The sequence below is a fragment of the Salinivibrio sp. EAGSL genome (assembly GCF_013366455.1).
GTDB classification, from domain to species: Bacteria; Pseudomonadota; Gammaproteobacteria; order Enterobacterales; family Vibrionaceae; genus Salinivibrio; species Salinivibrio costicola.
Genome location: NZ_JABWMG010000022.1, coordinates 42,000 through 57,582, shown reverse-complemented (window position 1 = coordinate 57,582; position 15,583 = coordinate 42,000). Strand labels below are relative to the sequence as shown.

Annotated in this window: 16 protein-coding genes; 11 read left to right on the top strand and 5 right to left on the bottom strand. The window is 50.5% G+C overall.

Annotated elements, in window-relative coordinates; translation table 11 throughout:
• Window positions 1–347 precede the first annotated feature (347 nt).
• Window positions 348–680: an SMR family transporter gene (locus tag HLG76_RS13010; RefSeq protein WP_077461911.1), complete on the top strand. Its 333-nt coding sequence runs from the start codon at window positions 348–350 to the stop codon at window positions 678–680.
• A 77-nt stretch (window positions 681–757) separates the two neighbouring features.
• Here the strand turns inward: HLG76_RS13010 and groL are convergent, their stop codons facing one another.
• Window positions 758–2,404, bottom strand: coding sequence for a chaperonin GroEL (groL, locus tag HLG76_RS13005; protein ID WP_021024082.1), 1,647 nt, complete (start codon window positions 2,402–2,404; stop codon window positions 758–760).
• Between the two features lie 43 nt (window positions 2,405–2,447).
• On the bottom strand, window positions 2,448–2,738 hold the full coding sequence (locus tag HLG76_RS13000; RefSeq protein WP_021024083.1) for a co-chaperone GroES: 291 nt from the start codon (window positions 2,736–2,738) through the stop codon (window positions 2,448–2,450).
• Window positions 2,739–2,957: 219 nt separating this feature from the next.
• Here HLG76_RS13000 and HLG76_RS12995 point away from each other — a divergent pair, with 219 nt between their 5' ends.
• Complete coding sequence (locus HLG76_RS12995) at window positions 2,958–4,307, top strand: MATE family efflux transporter (RefSeq protein WP_077577082.1); 1,350 nt, start codon at window positions 2,958–2,960, stop codon at window positions 4,305–4,307.
• On the opposite strand, the gene HLG76_RS12990 is transcribed toward HLG76_RS12995, so the two are convergent.
• Entirely contained in the window at window positions 4,277–4,765 is a 489-nt protein-coding gene (locus HLG76_RS12990; RefSeq protein ID WP_254877697.1) for a MarR family winged helix-turn-helix transcriptional regulator, read from the bottom strand. The two genes, HLG76_RS12995 and HLG76_RS12990, sit on opposite strands and share 31 nt — an antisense overlap.
• Window positions 4,766–4,997: 232 nt before the next feature.
• On the opposite strand from HLG76_RS12990, the gene HLG76_RS12985 reads away from it, so the two are divergent.
• Genes HLG76_RS12985 through HLG76_RS12970 form a run of 4 tightly spaced genes read left to right on the top strand, consistent with a single transcriptional unit; the run spans window position 4,998 to window position 9,787 of the window.
• Entirely contained in the window at window positions 4,998–6,137 is a 1,140-nt protein-coding gene (locus HLG76_RS12985) for a homogentisate 1,2-dioxygenase (RefSeq protein WP_074214047.1), read from the top strand.
• Window positions 6,138–6,151: 14 nt separating this feature from the next.
• Entirely contained in the window at window positions 6,152–7,138 is a 987-nt protein-coding gene (locus tag HLG76_RS12980) for a fumarylacetoacetate hydrolase family protein (RefSeq protein WP_175993802.1), read from the top strand.
• 60 nt (window positions 7,139–7,198) lie between these two features.
• Entirely contained in the window at window positions 7,199–7,819 is a 621-nt protein-coding gene (gene maiA, locus HLG76_RS12975) for a maleylacetoacetate isomerase (protein ID WP_175993801.1), read from the top strand.
• A 9-nt stretch (window positions 7,820–7,828) separates the two neighbouring features.
• Window positions 7,829–9,787 carry an acetoacetate--CoA ligase gene (locus HLG76_RS12970; RefSeq protein ID WP_175993800.1) on the top strand — a complete coding sequence of 653 codons (1,959 nt, stop codon included), beginning with the start codon at window positions 7,829–7,831 and terminating at the stop codon, window positions 9,785–9,787.
• 95 nt (window positions 9,788–9,882) lie between these two features.
• Here HLG76_RS12970 and HLG76_RS12965 read toward each other — a convergent pair whose 3' ends face one another.
• The gene (locus tag HLG76_RS12965; RefSeq protein WP_021024090.1) at window positions 9,883–10,404 is read right to left on the bottom strand and encodes an FxsA family protein; all 522 of its coding nucleotides are present in this window, start codon (window positions 10,402–10,404) and stop codon (window positions 9,883–9,885) included.
• Between the two features lie 294 nt (window positions 10,405–10,698).
• Between HLG76_RS12965 and aspA the strand changes: the two genes are divergently transcribed.
• Entirely contained in the window at window positions 10,699–12,162 is a 1,464-nt protein-coding gene (gene aspA / locus HLG76_RS12960; RefSeq protein WP_175993799.1) for an aspartate ammonia-lyase, read from the top strand.
• Between the two features lie 75 nt (window positions 12,163–12,237).
• Here the strand turns inward: aspA and HLG76_RS12955 are convergent, their stop codons facing one another.
• Window positions 12,238–13,548, bottom strand: a complete 1,311-nt coding sequence (locus HLG76_RS12955; protein ID WP_077577070.1) for an anaerobic C4-dicarboxylate transporter family protein — start codon at window positions 13,546–13,548, stop codon at window positions 12,238–12,240.
• Window positions 13,549–13,802: 254 nt separating this feature from the next.
• Here HLG76_RS12955 and HLG76_RS12950 point away from each other — a divergent pair, with 254 nt between their 5' ends.
• From HLG76_RS12950 to HLG76_RS12935, 4 genes are all read left to right on the top strand, one after another.
• Window positions 13,803–14,072 carry a type B 50S ribosomal protein L31 gene (locus HLG76_RS12950; protein ID WP_021024093.1) on the top strand — a complete coding sequence of 90 codons (270 nt, stop codon included), beginning with the start codon at window positions 13,803–13,805 and terminating at the stop codon, window positions 14,070–14,072.
• The gene (ykgO, locus tag HLG76_RS12945) at window positions 14,069–14,212 is read left to right on the top strand and encodes a type B 50S ribosomal protein L36 (protein ID WP_077461903.1); all 144 of its coding nucleotides are present in this window, start codon (window positions 14,069–14,071) and stop codon (window positions 14,210–14,212) included. Before HLG76_RS12950 ends, ykgO begins: the two co-directional genes overlap by 4 nt.
• Before the next feature lie 133 nt (window positions 14,213–14,345).
• A complete protein-coding gene (locus HLG76_RS12940) occupies window positions 14,346–14,861 on the top strand; it encodes a thioredoxin fold domain-containing protein (RefSeq protein WP_175993798.1) in 516 nt (171 codons plus the stop codon).
• An 88-nt stretch (window positions 14,862–14,949) separates the two neighbouring features.
• Window positions 14,950–15,582, top strand: coding sequence for a response regulator transcription factor (locus tag HLG76_RS12935; protein ID WP_175993804.1), 633 nt, complete (start codon window positions 14,950–14,952; stop codon window positions 15,580–15,582).
• Window position 15,583 lies beyond the last annotated feature (1 nt).

The window sequence follows — 15,583 nt, the reverse complement described above, 5'->3', positions numbered from 1 at the left end:
TCTATTCTCAACGAGTGCCCACACAGATTGCATAGGTCAAATTGTTAAAGAGCGTGTCGATTCGTGGTCGGCATTTCGTGACTTGCGTCTCGTTGCCCCGTCGACAGGAAGCGCAGTATAGAGATCTCAGTTTTTACCGCAACCCCTTTTTGCAAAAAAAACTCACCCGCACAAAAAACATACTAAGTCGCTTTTTTTGTCTATTTTAACGTTCAGGCAAGGCTTGCTTTTGTTTGGATTTATTAACATAGTCGAAATTTTCACCTTTCTCTAGAAAAAATGAGGCATACATCATGAAAAGGGGCTGGTAGCATAGTCGGCCTGTTTCTCACTTGGGAGTCATCGATATGAAGCACTGGCTTTTTCTGGGGTTTGCGATTGTGGCAGAAGTGATTGCAACGGCGTCACTCAAAAACAGCGACGGCTTTTCAAAGCTCGTCCCTTCGGTGTTAGTCGTAGTGGGGTACAGTTTTTCTTTCTATTTACTCGCGCTGACACTACGCGCTATACCGGTTGGTATCGCTTATGCAATTTGGGCAGGTGCTGGCGTAACATTGATTGCTTTAATTGGCTGGCTTGTCTTTGACCAAAAACTCGATACAGCGGCGATTATCGGCATGGTACTGATTGTCTCGGGTGTAGCAGTGATGAATATTTTTTCATCTGCGTCTCCGCACTGAGTCGCGTTATTAGCGTCAGCCCGAGAACGAAAAAACCCAGCCGAAGCTGGGTTTTTTCTTTAAGGAGGAGAGGCAGATTACATCATGCCGCCCATTCCTCCCATACCGCCCATTCCAGCAGCACCCATATCAGCGCCGCCATCTTTTTGTGGCAGATCAGTAATCATGGCTTCGGTGGTGATCATCAGGCCAGCCACGGATGCCGCAAACTGAAGCGCACTACGCGTCACTTTGGTTGGATCCAGGATACCCATTTCAATCATGTCACCATATTCACCAGTTGATGCGTTGTAGCCAAAGTGGTTTTCACCCGCTTTCACGTTGTTCGCAACCACTGAATCTTCGTCACCTGCGTTAGTGGCGATTTGACGCAGTGGTGATTCCATCGCACGTAGCGCCACACGGATACCGACATTTTGCTCTTCGTTATCGCCTTTTAGCTCACCGACTTTGCTTGCAGCACGAATAAGCGCAACGCCACCACCGGCAACCACGCCTTCTTCAACCGCAGCACGGGTTGCGTGCAATGCGTCTTCAACGCGATCTTTCTTCTCTTTCATTTCAACTTCGGTCGCTGCACCGACTTTAATCACCGCAACACCGCCAGCCAGTTTGGCAACGCGCTCTTGCAGTTTTTCTTTGTCGTAGTCAGACGTCGCGTCTTCGATTTGTTGACGAATTTGAGCAACACGACCTTCGATCGCCGCTTCTTCACCAATACCATCAACAATTGTGGTGTTGTCTTTAGTAATGGTGACACGCTTGGCTTGGCCAAGGTCTTCTAGTGTCACTTTCTCAAGATCCATACCGATCTCTTCAGACACGACAGTACCTGCAGTCAGGGTCGCGATGTCTTGTAGCATCGCCTTACGACGATCACCAAAACCAGGTGCTTTCACTGCTGCCACTTTGACAATGCCGCGCATATTGTTTACCACCAAGGTGGCCAGCGCTTCACCTTCAAGATCTTCTGCAATGATCAGCAGCGGACGAGACGCTTTAGAAACCGCTTCAAGGGTTGGCAGTAGTTCGCGAATGTTAGAGACTTTTTTGTCGATCAGTAGGATAAATGGGTTATCCAGTTCAACATTACCGGCTTCTTGGTTGTTAATGAAGTACGGAGACAAGTAACCGCGGTCGAACTGCATGCCTTCCACAACGCTCAGTTCGTCTTGCAGTGACTGCCCTTCTTCAACAGTGATCACACCGTCACGGCCCACTTTGTCCATTGCTTGTGCGATAAGCTTACCAACAGTGTGGTCAGAGTTTGCCGAGATAGTTCCCACTTGCTCAATAGCATTGTTGCTGGTGCAAGGTGCAGACAGATTTTTCAGCTCTTCCACCGCGGCAACGACAGCTTTGTCGATACCACGTTTCAGATCCATTGGGTTCATGCCCGCAGCAACTGCTTTTAGGCCTTCGCTAATAATAGACTGCGCCAATACGGTCGCTGTGGTCGTGCCGTCACCCGCCGCATCATTGGCTTGTGAAGCGACTTCTTTCACCATTTGCGCGCCCATGTTCTGGAATTTGTCTTCCAGCTCAATTTCACGCGCAACAGAAACACCATCTTTAGTGATGGTTGGTGCACCGAATGATTTGTCGAGCACTACGTTACGGCCTTTAGGGCCCAGTGTGACGCGAACGGCATCCGCCAGAACATTCACACCTTCGAGCATTTTCGCACGTGCGTCGTCACTAAATTTAACGTCTTTAGCAGCCATGTTTTTATTCCTTTCTTACGTTATTGATTGGAGGTGAAATGAATTACTCAACGATTGCCATAATGTCGCTTTCAGACAAGATCAAAACCTCTTGACCCTCGATCTTTTCGGTTTTGGTACCAAAGCCTTCAGAGAAGATAACAGTGTCACCCACTTGAACGTCCAACGGCTGCACACTGCCGTTTTCAAGAATACGGCCTTTACCTACCGCCAGTACTTTACCGCGGGTAGATTTTTCTGCAGCAGAACCAGTTAACACGATGCCGCCCGCTGATTTAGACTCAGCTTCTTGGCGCTCAACGATAACGCGATCATGTAGTGGACGAATGTTCATCGGTCGTCTCCTGAATTAGTAATGATGTTCCGTTTGATGAAGTAAGTATGCACACAGGCCGTACATGCGTCCGGTACCTGATGTCTCTCCCTATGTGGGGACGGACTTTTTCTTTCCCAAGGGCTTTACAGCAATTTTTTTGTTTTTTTTAGACACGTAACTTTCTCACCTTATGCGGATCCGCTAGGGTAAGCCGTCCCAACTCAGCGATCAGAGACTATGAACGATAAACACGGGTTGCTTTCTGCTCCAATTAATCAAACCTTGCGCAAAATGACGATTCCAATGGTGTTCGGCCTGTTTGCGATCATCATGTTCAACGTGGTCGATACCTTTTTTATCTCGCAACTAGGGACAGAGGCGTTGGCAGCGGTGAGTTTTACCTTTCCTATCACCTTTGCGGTGAACTCCATCACTCTCGGGTTAGGAGTCGGTATTGCAGCACTTGTCGGACGTTTACTCGGCCAAGGAGATCACCAAGATGCGGCGCGTGTATCAACCCACGGATTATTATTGGCCTTGTTGCTCGTGATGTTGGTTGGCTGGTTGGGTGCTGCCACCATTGTTCCCGTTTTTTCTGCATTAGGCGCCAGTAAAGATTTACTTCCACTGATCCATGAATATATGCAGATATGGTACCTCACGATTCCTTTATTGGTGGTACCGATGGCAGGTAATGCCGCCATTCGTGCCACAGGTGATACCAAAACCCCAGCCAAAATCATGATGGTCTCTGGGCTGATTAATGGCGTTCTCGACCCCTTGCTAATTTTTGGTTTAGGCCCTTTCCCTGAACTAGGCGTGCAAGGTGCCGCTATCGCCAGTGCCTTGAGCTGGGCCGGAGCCATGCTCGCTGCACTTATCGTACTCACTCGACGAGAGCAGCTACTGATTGCGCCGCAATGGCAACAGATCGGCACCGATGTGAGTCAAATTCTTAAAATTGGCATGCCTGCTGGAATGACCAATGCGCTCAACCCCGCAGCAGCTGCCATATTAATGATGATGCTCGCCTCACAAGGCACCGAAAGCGTTGCCGCCTATGGCGCCGCGCAACGGATTGAAGCGATTTTATTGATAGTGATGATGGCAATGACGTCTTCGCTTACGCCCTTAATGTCGCAAAACTTTGGCGCCCAATACCATCAGCGGGCCTTTCAGGCGCTGTTCAGTGCGATGCGCTTTGCCATCTTGTTCCAATTTGCCTTGTACTTATCGCTGTGGCCTTTTATCGATCTGATTGCGGATGTGTTCAGTGACGATGTGCGGGTTCAACAAGAAATTGCCCACTATTTGATGGTGGTCCCGGCCAGTTACGGCTTACAAGGCACCTTGATGTTATTGGTCGGCGGCCTGAATGCCATGAAGCGTTCGCTGCATTCGTTCGCCTGCAACCTAGTCCGTTTGTTTGTTTTCTTAGTGCCCTGTGCGTGGCTGGGCGGCATGGTCAACGGCACCCATGGCCTGTTTGCGGGAATCGCTGTTGCCAATCTACTGGCCGGTATTATGGCGTACCTGTATGCCGTGGTGTTGCGCCGTCAAACACTGGCTTCGTCACTGCCGGTCTGATCCAAGTGATACACTCGGTGCTGCAAGGCATCTAATGCCTGATATAAGGCTTGATACTGCGCCGCACTGAGTCCCTCAAGCATGGCTTTTTCCCACTCCAACACCTTGGGAATAATGGTCTGATAATGGGTGCGGCCTTTGTCGGTCAAATGGACTAACGCGGCGCGCTGATCACCTTGACACGCGCGTCGCTCTACCAACTGATGCTGCTCTAAACGGGTAAGCAAGCGCGACACTCTCACTTTATCCAACCGCGTTTCTGCGGCTAAATCTTTCGCCATCACGCCATCCCGTGCGCCCAAAGAGGCCAGCACGCGCCATTCTGGACGCGACAATCCAAACTCTGCTTCATAACGTGCCGCAAGACTATCGGCAACCAGCTCTGCGGTGTGAACTAATTTGTAGGGCAAAAAACTGTCAAGGGCTAGGTGCGGAACGGTCATATCAGTTAGTTTCAATTGAAATCATATACCTTACTTTACGAGAGGCGTCGATAAGATGCAAAGGTAGTGCTTTGTTTACACTTACGGTTTTTAGGCGGCAAAAATACTGAACAGATAAGGTAAAATATTTGTTAACAGTACGTTGCTTTTTATCTTATCTGCTCGCTAGTATAAACGGATAGATTGTTTCTTTTGAAACTATTTGGCCGTACCGGTGACCACGGCCGCCCAGCACAAGGAGCGAGATATGCGAAAGTGGTTTTCATTCCCCATTCGTGAGGGGGACGCCTCACGTCAAGCCCACTGCGACTTTCCCGAAGGAACCTACGAGCGCGAATGTGGCAAGGAAGGCTTTTTTGGCCCGGCCAGTCATATGTATCACCGCCATCCCCCGACGGGCTGGAGTGAGTGGGAAGGCCCATTGCGACCGCATGCTTTTGACACCAACCGAGTTGAAACGCAAGGCACGTCGCCAATGGATGCCCCCGTGCTGTTATCCAATGCCAATGTTCAGGTTCGCTTATGGCGCACCGATACCGCCATGTCTTATCTGGTGCGCAACAGCGATGGCGACGATTGCTTATTCGTCCATCAGGGCGAAGGCTCGCTGTATTGCGATTACGGCCACTTGCGCTACAGCAAAGGCGATTACTTGATTATTCCTCGCGCCACCAGCTGGCGACTGGTGCCGGATGAGGCCACTACTTTGCTGATGATTGAAGCGACACATGGCTCCTACATGAGCGCCGAACGAGGCATTGTCGGCGAGCATGCGGTGTTTGACCCCGCGGTGTTAGAACATGCACGTATTGACGATAGCTTTAAAGCCCAGCAATCCGATAGCGAAAGCTGGCAGGTGATGATCAAATCGCGCCAACAGCTCAACCGTGTCACTTATCCTTATAATCCACTCGATGCCGTAGGCTGGAAGGGCAACCTCACCGTATTCCGGCTTAACTGGCGAGATATCCGCCCACTAATGAGCCATCGTTATCACTTGCCGCCATCCGCGCACACCACCTTTGTCGCGCAAGGTTTTGTGATTTGTACCTTTGTCCCCCGCCCGATCGAGTCGGATCCTGGCGCACTGAAGGTGCCTTTTTACCACAATAACGATGACTATGATGAAGTGCTTTTCTATCACCAAGGTGACTTTTTCAGCCGCGATAACATTGATGCCGGTATGGTGACCTTACACCCTTGTGGCTTCCCACATGGACCTCACCCAAAAGCCTTTGCCGCGGGCAAAAAGCATCAGAAAAAAGAGACCGATGAAGTGGCGGTGATGATCGATACCCGCATGCCACTTGATATGGGCGACGCGGCGAAAGCCACCGAACTGACCGATTATGTCTACTCTTGGCGCACGCCAAGTGACGCAGAATAGCGAAGGAGAAAGCAATGAAACTGGCTTCACTCAAACACGGACGTGATGGCAAATTGATTTTGGTCTCTCGCGACCTTACTCGCGCCGTCCACGCCGACGATATTGCGCCCACACTACAAGCGGCACTCGATAATTGGACGACCCTTGCGCCCAAACTGACTCAGCGCTATGACGCGCTTAACGACAACCAAGTCAGTGAGTCTTTTGCCTTTGACCCAAGTGTCTGCGATTCACCGCTGCCCCGCGCCTTTCAGTGGGCGGATGGTAGCGCCTACGTTAACCACGTTGAACTGGTGCGCAAAGCACGCGGCGCACAAATGCCTGAGAGTTTTTGGACCGATCCTTTGATGTATCAAGGCATGTCTGATGGCTTTCTTGGTCCGCGTGATGAGATTGAATTAGTGGATGATGCGTGGGGCTGTGACTTTGAAGCCGAGCTAGCCGTCGTCACCGATGATGTCCCCATGCACCTAAGCGCTGACAAAGCCGGCCAACACATTAAATTACTGATGCTGGTCAACGATGTCTCTCTGCGCAACCTGATCCCCGGCGAGCTTGCCAAAGGGTTCGGTTTTTTCCAATCCAAGCCCGCCTCTGCTTTTTCGCCGGTGGCGGTTACCCCCGATGAGCTTGGCGATCACTGGCGCGACCATAAAGTCCACTTGCCGATGCATGTCACCTTCAACGGCGAATGGTTTGGCTCGCCCGACGCCGGTGTCGATATGACCTTTGATTTTGCCGAATTGGTCGCCCATGTGGCGAAAAGCCGTCATGTCAGTACCGGGACCATTATTGGCTCCGGCACGGTGTCCAATACCGATCGCAGTAAAGGCTCTTGCTGCTTAGCCGAAAAGCGCATGCTGGAAATTATCGACCAAGGCGAGGCAAAAACCCCGTTCATGACCTTTGGCGATAGCGTCACCATCGATATGCGCGACAGCCAAGATGCGTCTATTTTCGGCGCCATTGAGCAAACTGTGACCCGTTACATCGCAGAGTAACGTTTATGCGCGCCTAGTACCTCTAGGCGCGCTTGACGTTGACGCCGTCTAGGAGCTTGTATGCTGCTTTATGATTACAGTAAGTCGACCGCGGCCTACCGCGTCCGCATCGCCCTTGGCCTTAAAGGCCTTACCTACCAACGAGAAACCGTGTCCCTTCTGGATAAACATCAGCACAGTGACGCCTATCGTTCACTCAATCCCGCCGGTTTAGTGCCTACCTTGGTCGATGGCGATGTCACCTTGAGCCAATCACTGGCCATTATCGAATACCTCGATGAGCGCTATCCGCAGGTCAAACTACTCCCCGATGATCCAGTGCAAAAGGCCCAGTGCCGCTCACTGGCACTCGATATTGCCTGTGATGTGCATCCACTCAATAACTTGCGGGTTCTGCAATACTTAACCGGCCCCTTTGGCCACAGTGATGATGACAAAATCACTTGGTATCACCATTGGCTAAACCAAGGGTTCGATGGCTTGGAAGCCAAACTACAAGGACTAGACAGCCCCTTTATCGGCGGAGAAGCGCCCAATTTGGCCGATATTTGTTTGGTTGCGCAGCTGTTTAATGCACGCCGATTTGCGTTTGATTTAACGGCCTACCCAACCCTGACACGCATTGAATCACAATGCCAAACGCTGGATGCATTTATACAGGCACACCCTGATAAGGGCTAAGGAGAGGACATGAAAGACGGATTGTTGTGGGCGCCGGATAAGGAACGTCAAACCCACACGTTACTCGCCGCGTTTATCCGTGCCGTGAATCAGACTCACGACACCCAGCTGAGTGGTTATGACGATCTCTATGCATGGTCAGTACGTCAAAGCGGCGATTTTTGGCAACAGTTATGGCAATTTGCCGGCGTGATCGGCGATCCGGGCGAGAGAGTGTGCGATATCGATCCCGAGCACCCCAATCGAGATAGCCACTGGTTTCCCACCGCACGTCTGAACTATGCCGAAAACCTGCTCAAGCACGCAGAGCAATATGCCGACCAACCGGCGATGATTTTTAGCGGTGAGCATGAGGTAGCACGAACCCTCACTTGGCGTGAGCTCGTCGATCAGGTCGCGGCCATCCGTCACTACCTAGATATGCAAGGCGTTCAGCCGGGCGATGTGGTTGCTGGCTATTTACCTAACCTGCCTGAAACCGTGATTGCGATGCTTGCCACCGCGGCACTGGGCGCGATTTGGACCTCAACCTCACCGGATTTTGGCGTCGACAGTGTGTTAGACCGTTTTGGCCAAACCGAGCCCAAAGTGCTGTTTACCACCGATCATTACCACTATAACGGCAAAACCTATGACTGCCTGAATAAAGCACAGCAGGTGGTGGGTAACGTACCGGCCATTGAACGCCTAGTGGTGATCCCTTTTGATGGCGAGCGACCTTCTTTACCTGCTGGCGTGGATAACTGGCAGGACTTATTAGTCAAGGACATGCCGCCGCTTCGCTTTACCCGCATGGCGTTCAATGCCCCACTCTTTGTGCTTTACTCTTCCGGCACCACGGGTAAGCCCAAGTGCATTATTCATTCGGTAGGGGGGATATTGCTCAATCATTTGAAAGAGCATCAGCTCCATTCGGATGTGCGCCCCGGCGATCGCTTTTTCTATTTCACCACCTGCGGCTGGATGATGTGGAATTGGCAAGTCAGCGCTTTAGCAAGCGGCGCGACCTTGGTGCTCTATGATGGCTCGCCGTTTTATCCCGATGCGGGGGTACTTTGGCGACTGGCCGAGCAGCACCGGCTCACCCTTTTTGGCACCGCAGCCAAATACTTAGAGGCATTGGAAAAACAAGGCGTAGCGCCGAAAGACGATTACTCGCTGACGTCGCTACGCGTCCTATGTTCGACCGGCTCGGTACTTGCGCCCGAGCAGTTTGATTATGTCTATCAAAAAATAAAGTCTGATCTGCAATTAAGCTCGATTGCGGGTGGCACCGACATTTGTGGCTGTTTTGTTCTTGGCAGCCCACTATCACCGGTTTATCGCGGTGAAAGCCAAAAGCGGGGCTTGGCGCTCGATGTACAAGTGTTTAACGCCCAAGACCAAGCGGTTGAAGAGCAAAAAGGTGAGCTGGTGTGTTGTAATAGCTTCCCCAACCAGCCGGTTGGCTTTTGGCACGATACCGATGGCAGTCGCTATCACAATGCCTACTGGAACAAGATTGATGACATCTGGTTCCATGGTGACTATGTGCGCCTGACCGCACAAGGTGGCATGGTGTTTTATGGTCGGTCTGATGCGGTATTAAACCCAGGCGGGGTGCGAATTGGTACCGCGGAAATCTATCGCCATGTAAATCAGCTTAGCGAGATCATCGATTCAGTGGTCATTGGTCAGCAATGGCAAAATGATGTCCGCGTGGTGCTATTCGTCAAACTCGCCGCCGGCGTGACACTGGATGAGCCAATCAAGCAAGCCATCAAAAAAACCATCCGCACCCAGTGTACACCGCGTCATGTTCCCACGGTGATTGCCGAGGTGAGCGATATTCCGCGCACCAAGTCAGGCAAACTGGCTGAGTTGGCGGTGCGCGATGTGGTCCATGGCCAAGACGTGGCACAGTTAAGCGCACTGGATAACCCAGCATCACTCGACCAATATCGCCAACGCCCTGAGCTCGCTGAATAAATGACAATAGTGCAATAGGCCCATAAGGTCCGCAAAAAACTAAAAATGGCCGCAGTGTGCGGCCATTTTTGTCGATGTTTTTTACAACGTAAACGTTATCTTAGGCGATGATTGTCATCGTCGTCATCGTCTTTACGCTCGTACTCACCTTCAAAGGTGTTGCCATCGTCATCGCGCCCGCCACGACGGAAAGGATCGTCACCAAAGGGGCCTTGCGTATTACCTCCTTGGTGGAAGCCGCCTTGGCCAAAGCCCGCTTGAGACACAGTGACCCGTTTCATCACTTGTTTGGCGAGCGCCGCACGCGGTGCTGGTAGCAGCACCAACATCCCCATCGCATCGGTCATAAAGCCTGGCGTCAACAGCAAGACACCTGCTACCGCAAGCATCACGCCTTCAAGGATTTGCTGCGCCGGTAACTCACCGCGATTGAGTCTGTCCTGCACCGAGGCCAGCGTCATCAACCCCTGATTACGGACCAAAGACGCACCGACAAATGCCGTGATCAGAACCAACGCCAAGGTCGGCCACAAGCCCAGCCAGCCGCCGACCTGAATAAATAGGCCAATTTCGATCACTGGGACCAGAATAAATAGCAGTAGTAAGACTGGAAACACGGTTCACCTCGCGCTAAAAATTGACGTTTCATCCTAACATCAAAATAAGGCAAAAGCCGAACCGGGATCCTGTATTTACTGCTTGAATCCCAGCGCAAGAAAGCGCATTTTGTTTAGTCATCATGTTACAGCTGTGACGGAAGTCAGCCATTTCAACCGCATCATGTGCTGTAATATGGGTTGAAACGATGTAATAGACGATACATCCAGCCAAAATCTCTGAGGAATGGATTCTACAGCAATATTTGTGGCGACGTTTTAATCATTATAATAACTTGATGTTAAGGCCAACGCATGTCTCAGACGATTATTACCCCCAATGATACCCCTACGCAAACCACTGCCACCCGCTTGGAAGAGGACTTACTCGGCCAACGAGCGGTGCCTGCAGATGCGTATTATGGCATTCATACCTTGCGCGCGATTGAGAACTTCACTATTTCAAGCATCCGTATTTCTGATATCCCAGATTTCGTACGCGGCATGGTTTACACCAAAAAGGCCGCCGCAATGGCCAACCAAGAACTTGGCGTGATCCCTGCTGACGTCGGTGATTACATCATCAAAGCCTGTGACCAGATGTTGGAAACCGGCAAATGCATGGATCAGTTCCCCTCGGATGTCTTTCAAGGCGGCGCAGGCACCTCGGTAAACATGAACGCCAACGAGGTAATTGCCAACCTTGCGCTTGAACTGATGGGGCACGAGAAAGGCGATTATGATGTGATTAACCCTAACGATCACGTCAACAAGAGCCAATCCACTAACTGTGCGTATCCAACCGGATTTCGAATTGCGGTATATAACAGCATTCTCAAACTGATGGATGCGATTGATTACTTACAAAAAGAATTCGATGTCAAAGCAGACACGTACGCTCATGTCATAAAAATGGGCCGTACCCAGCTGCAAGATGCGGTGCCAATGACAGTGGGACAAGAGTTCAAAGCCTTCTCTGTACTGCTGCGTGAAGAGATTAAAAACATCAAATATACGGCGGCCCTGCTTTTAGAAGTGAACTTAGGCGCCACCGCGATCGGGACGAAGTTGAATGCTGCAGAAGGTTACCAGCAACTGGCGGTGAAACGCCTCGCAGAGATTACTGGTTTACCTTGTATCCCGGCAGAAGATTTGATTGAAGCCACCTCAGACTGTGGGTCCTATGTCATGGTGCATGGCGCGCTAAAACGCCTGGCGGTGAAACTATCGAAGATCTGTAATGATTTACGCCTACTTTCTTCTGGCCCTCGTGCAGGACTGAATGAAATTAACTTGCCTGAAATGCAAGCCGGTTCATCCATCATGCCTGCCAAGGTCAACCCGGTGATCCCTGAAGTAGTCAATCAGGTTTGTTATCGAGTCATGGGGAACGACACTACCATCACCTTTGCTGCCGAAGCCGGCCAACTTCAGCTTAACGTGATGGAGCCCGTAATTGGGCAGGCACTGTTTGAGTCTATTTCCATCCTGGCGAATGGCTGCCGGAACTTGGGTGAGAAGTGTGTAAGCGGGATTACGGTTAACCAAGAAGTGTGCGAGCACTACGTGCATAACTCGATTGGGATTATCACCTATCTCAACCCCTTTATCGGTCATCACGAAGGCGATATTGTCGGCAAGATTTGTGCGGAAACCGGTAAAAGTGTTAAAGAGGTGATACTCGAGCGTGGTTTGATGACAGAGTCTGAGCTTGATGAGATTTTCTCCGTTGAGAACCTCATGCACCCCAAATACCGCGGTAAACGCTTTAACGCTTAGTCGGTCAAAATCACAACAACCATAAAACAACAAAGGGCGCTTATAGCGCCCTTTTTCATGCCGGTGAAACAGCCGCTACAACACCTGGGTAATCAACAAACCACATGCAATACTAAAGACCATGCTCAGTAAGCCTGGCAACATAAAGCTATGGTTGAACACATACTTACCAATCCGCGTGGTACCGGTGCGGTCAAAATCAATTGAAGCGATAATCGGACCATAATTCGGGACGAAGAAATAACCATTTACCGCAACAAAGGTGGCAATGATCATCGAAGGAGGTAAGCCAAGCGAAATCGCTACTGGAACAAGCACCGCCGTCGTTGCACCTTGACTATTCACCATCACTGATAGGGCAAATAAGGCAAAAGCAAATGTCCAGGGCGCCACTTCAACCAAGCCAGATACCGCGTCTTTGACCATATCTAGATGGCCGGCAACCAAGGTATCCCCTAACCAAGCAATACCAAAGATAGCAACGATGGCACGCATCCCAGCATGGAATACTGAGCCTTGGCTAATCGCATTACCGTCTGGTTTACAAGTCAGAATAATTAACGCAGCAACCGACAACATGACGATTTCAATGGTGTGGGCCATGCCCATTGGCTCACCATCAAATGCCGGACGCAAAGCAGGGAAAGCCCCCATGATGACCACGGCTAACGCACCGAATAAGAACAATGCAACCGATTTTTTCGCCTCAGGGGTGACTTCGATATCTTCAACCGCGAGGTCAGCTTCCATTTCCCGGCGAAACGCGGGATCTTGCAGACGACGTTGATATTCAGGATCGTCTTTAAGCTCTTTGCCCAGTTTATTCACGATCACACACGCCAGCGCCAAACCGATAAAGGTGCTAGGAATGGTCACTGATAGAACATCTGTCAGTGTGATGCCTTGCGGTTCTAAAAAGGCGACACATGCAACCACAGCAGCGGCAATCGGGCTGGCCACAATCGCAAACTGTGAGGCAATCACCGCCATACCGAGTGGGCGGGCAGGACGAATCCCGCTTTTGCGGCTCACTTCGGCAATAACTGGCAACACCGAGTACGCCACGTGTCCCGTCCCTGCCATCATGGTAAAGACATACGTCACTAAAGGTGCAACAAAAGTAATATGACGTGGATTTTTGCGCAGAATGCCACTGGCAATTTTAATTAAAAAATCGAGGCCCCCTGCCGCTTGCATGGTCGCGGCAGCGGCAACTACCGCCATGATCATTAATAAAACATCAATCGGAGGATGCGTCGGTTGCAACCCGAACACAAAGCTCAACACTAAGAGTCCAAGCCCGCCCATCACACCTAAACCGATGCCGCCGATACGGGCACCCACTAAGATGCAGCTGAGTACCACTAATAACTCAACCAAAAACATAATTTTCTCCTACTTTGGATAGACTTTCCCACTACGTCGCGTTCACACACGAGAGCAAACGCGCCCAGCACCATGGCCAAAGTCTAACCAGGCCCCGTAACGCGTATGTTGATTCAAGTAAGAAAAAGTAACACTTTTCGCGAACTGACAACAAAAAGTTCGGAAATTGAGATCTTTAACCTAGACACTAGGCAAGCTTTTCTTTTCTGCTTTTAATTGTTATGTTATATCATAACAATTAATGAGGAGTCATTATGCAAGCTAATATCCATCCCGAGTACCGCCCTGTCGTTTTTCATGACACCAGCGTTGACGCCTATTTTATAATCGGATCAACCTTGCAAACATCACGCACCATTGAGTGGCAAGATGGCAAAACCTATCCTTACTACCCGTTGGATATCTCGAGCGCTTCACATCCGGTGTACACAGGTAAACAACGCGCTGCCAATAAAGAGGGGCGCGCCGCCAACTTTGCGCGCAAGTTTGGCCAAATTGGTCGCAGTCAAAAGGCGTCGTCATGAAGGTATTGAACTCACTGAAAAGCGCCCGCCAGCGTCACCCTGATTGCCAGGTTATCCGTCGCCGCGGACGCATGTTTGTCATTTGCAAAACGAATCCGCGTTTTAAAGCCGTACAAGGGCGCGCGAAAAAACGCGCCTAAGCGTCGGCGACGCACTGCCACTGATGGGGCAGTGCGTCTCTGCGGACAAACATCTTGATGTCGTCATTTCCTTTTTCTAAGCAAGTCATGGTATGTGTGTATACTCATCCTATTAGCGTGAAAAGGAAAACATATGAGACAGCGTCGCCGTGTCGCATTGACTGCTGGATTGTTGGTTGCCGCATTAGGCGCCAGTGCGCTTTATATTGTTCGCTCGCAACAAGCTACCGTCCCTGCGACAACATCGCATACCGTCACGGCGCCAACCTTTGTGACCGTTAATAGCCAAGCCGCGCTTGAGGCTGAACTTGCCAAAGCCGCTACCAATCAACAAGTCGCCTTTGTCGACTATTACGCCGACTGGTGCATTCCATGCAAACAGTTTGCGCAAAAGACATTCACTGATCCGGCAGTGGCTAAGTCACTTAGTACTATGCGCCGAATTAAAGTAAACCTGAGTGAAAACCGTCCGGAAGATTTTGCCTTGATGCGTAGCCAAGCGGTGGCAGGCTTACCGACTCTCGATTTTTGGCTTCCCACGGGGGAACGAGATCAAGCGGCGCGTATAACCGGCTTTTTACCTCCTGAGGCATTTCTCGCTCACCTCAATGAACATGCACTTATGCCGTCAGTAAAAAACAAGGAATGATCAATCTCTTAGTTCTCTTGTTACAAAATTGATAAGCCCTGCATCGGGTGATAGGTTGAAAGAAACTGAAGGGAAAGATAGCCGCATTATGGAAGCGCAACACACCATCGTTATTGCTGATGATCATCCACTATTTCGAAATGCCTTATTTCAATCTGTGCATATGGCGATAAGCGGTGCCAACCTGTTGGAAGCAGATAGCTTAAATAGCTTGCATAAAATACTCGCACGAGATGCTGACGTCGATTTAGTCCTACTCGACCTCAAAATGCCCGGCGCTAACGGCATGTCCGGTCTGATTGAGCTGCGCAACCAATATCCTAACCTGCCCATTGTCGTCGTCTCTGCCAGCGAAGAACGCAATGTGATCCGTCAAGTGCATTCACATGGTGCGTTTGGCTTTATCCCTAAGTCCAGCGATATGCGTGCTTTGGTACAATCATTAACCCAGGTACTCGAGGGAACGCCTTGTTTTCCTGATGATCTCGGCGAGGAGGATGACAGCGAGTGCCTATCTAGCAAACTCGCTGCGCTGACACCGCAGCAGTATAAGGTGTTGCGGATGCTCTGTGACGGTCTGCTTAATAAACAAATCGCTTACGATCTCGCCGTTTCCGAAGCCACTATCAAAGCGCATATGACGGCTATTTTCCGCAAGCTCGGGGTGAAAAATCGTACGCAAGCAGTGATTTTATTGCAGCAATCCAATATAGAACTTTGAT

Coding starts and splice junctions, on each gene's coding strand:
- HLG76_RS13010 (WP_077461911.1), top strand. CDS start 348: ATGAAGCACTGGCTTTTTCTGGGGTTTGCGATTGTGGCAGAAGTGATT.
- groL (WP_021024082.1), bottom strand. CDS start 2,404: ATGGCTGCTAAAGACGTTAAATTTAGTGACGACGCACGTGCGAAAATG.
- HLG76_RS13000 (WP_021024083.1), bottom strand. CDS start 2,738: ATGAACATTCGTCCACTACATGATCGCGTTATCGTTGAGCGCCAAGAA.
- HLG76_RS12995 (WP_077577082.1), top strand. CDS start 2,958: ATGAACGATAAACACGGGTTGCTTTCTGCTCCAATTAATCAAACCTTG.
- HLG76_RS12985 (WP_074214047.1), top strand. CDS start 4,998: ATGCGAAAGTGGTTTTCATTCCCCATTCGTGAGGGGGACGCCTCACGT.
- HLG76_RS12980 (WP_175993802.1), top strand. CDS start 6,152: ATGAAACTGGCTTCACTCAAACACGGACGTGATGGCAAATTGATTTTG.
- maiA (WP_175993801.1), top strand. CDS start 7,199: ATGCTGCTTTATGATTACAGTAAGTCGACCGCGGCCTACCGCGTCCGC.
- HLG76_RS12970 (WP_175993800.1), top strand. CDS start 7,829: ATGAAAGACGGATTGTTGTGGGCGCCGGATAAGGAACGTCAAACCCAC.
- aspA (WP_175993799.1), top strand. CDS start 10,699: ATGTCTCAGACGATTATTACCCCCAATGATACCCCTACGCAAACCACT.
- HLG76_RS12955 (WP_077577070.1), bottom strand. CDS start 13,548: ATGTTTTTGGTTGAGTTATTAGTGGTACTCAGCTGCATCTTAGTGGGT.
- HLG76_RS12950 (WP_021024093.1), top strand. CDS start 13,803: ATGCAAGCTAATATCCATCCCGAGTACCGCCCTGTCGTTTTTCATGAC.
- ykgO (WP_077461903.1), top strand. CDS start 14,069: ATGAAGGTATTGAACTCACTGAAAAGCGCCCGCCAGCGTCACCCTGAT.
- HLG76_RS12940 (WP_175993798.1), top strand. CDS start 14,346: ATGAGACAGCGTCGCCGTGTCGCATTGACTGCTGGATTGTTGGTTGCC.
- HLG76_RS12935 (WP_175993804.1), top strand. CDS start 14,950: ATGGAAGCGCAACACACCATCGTTATTGCTGATGATCATCCACTATTT.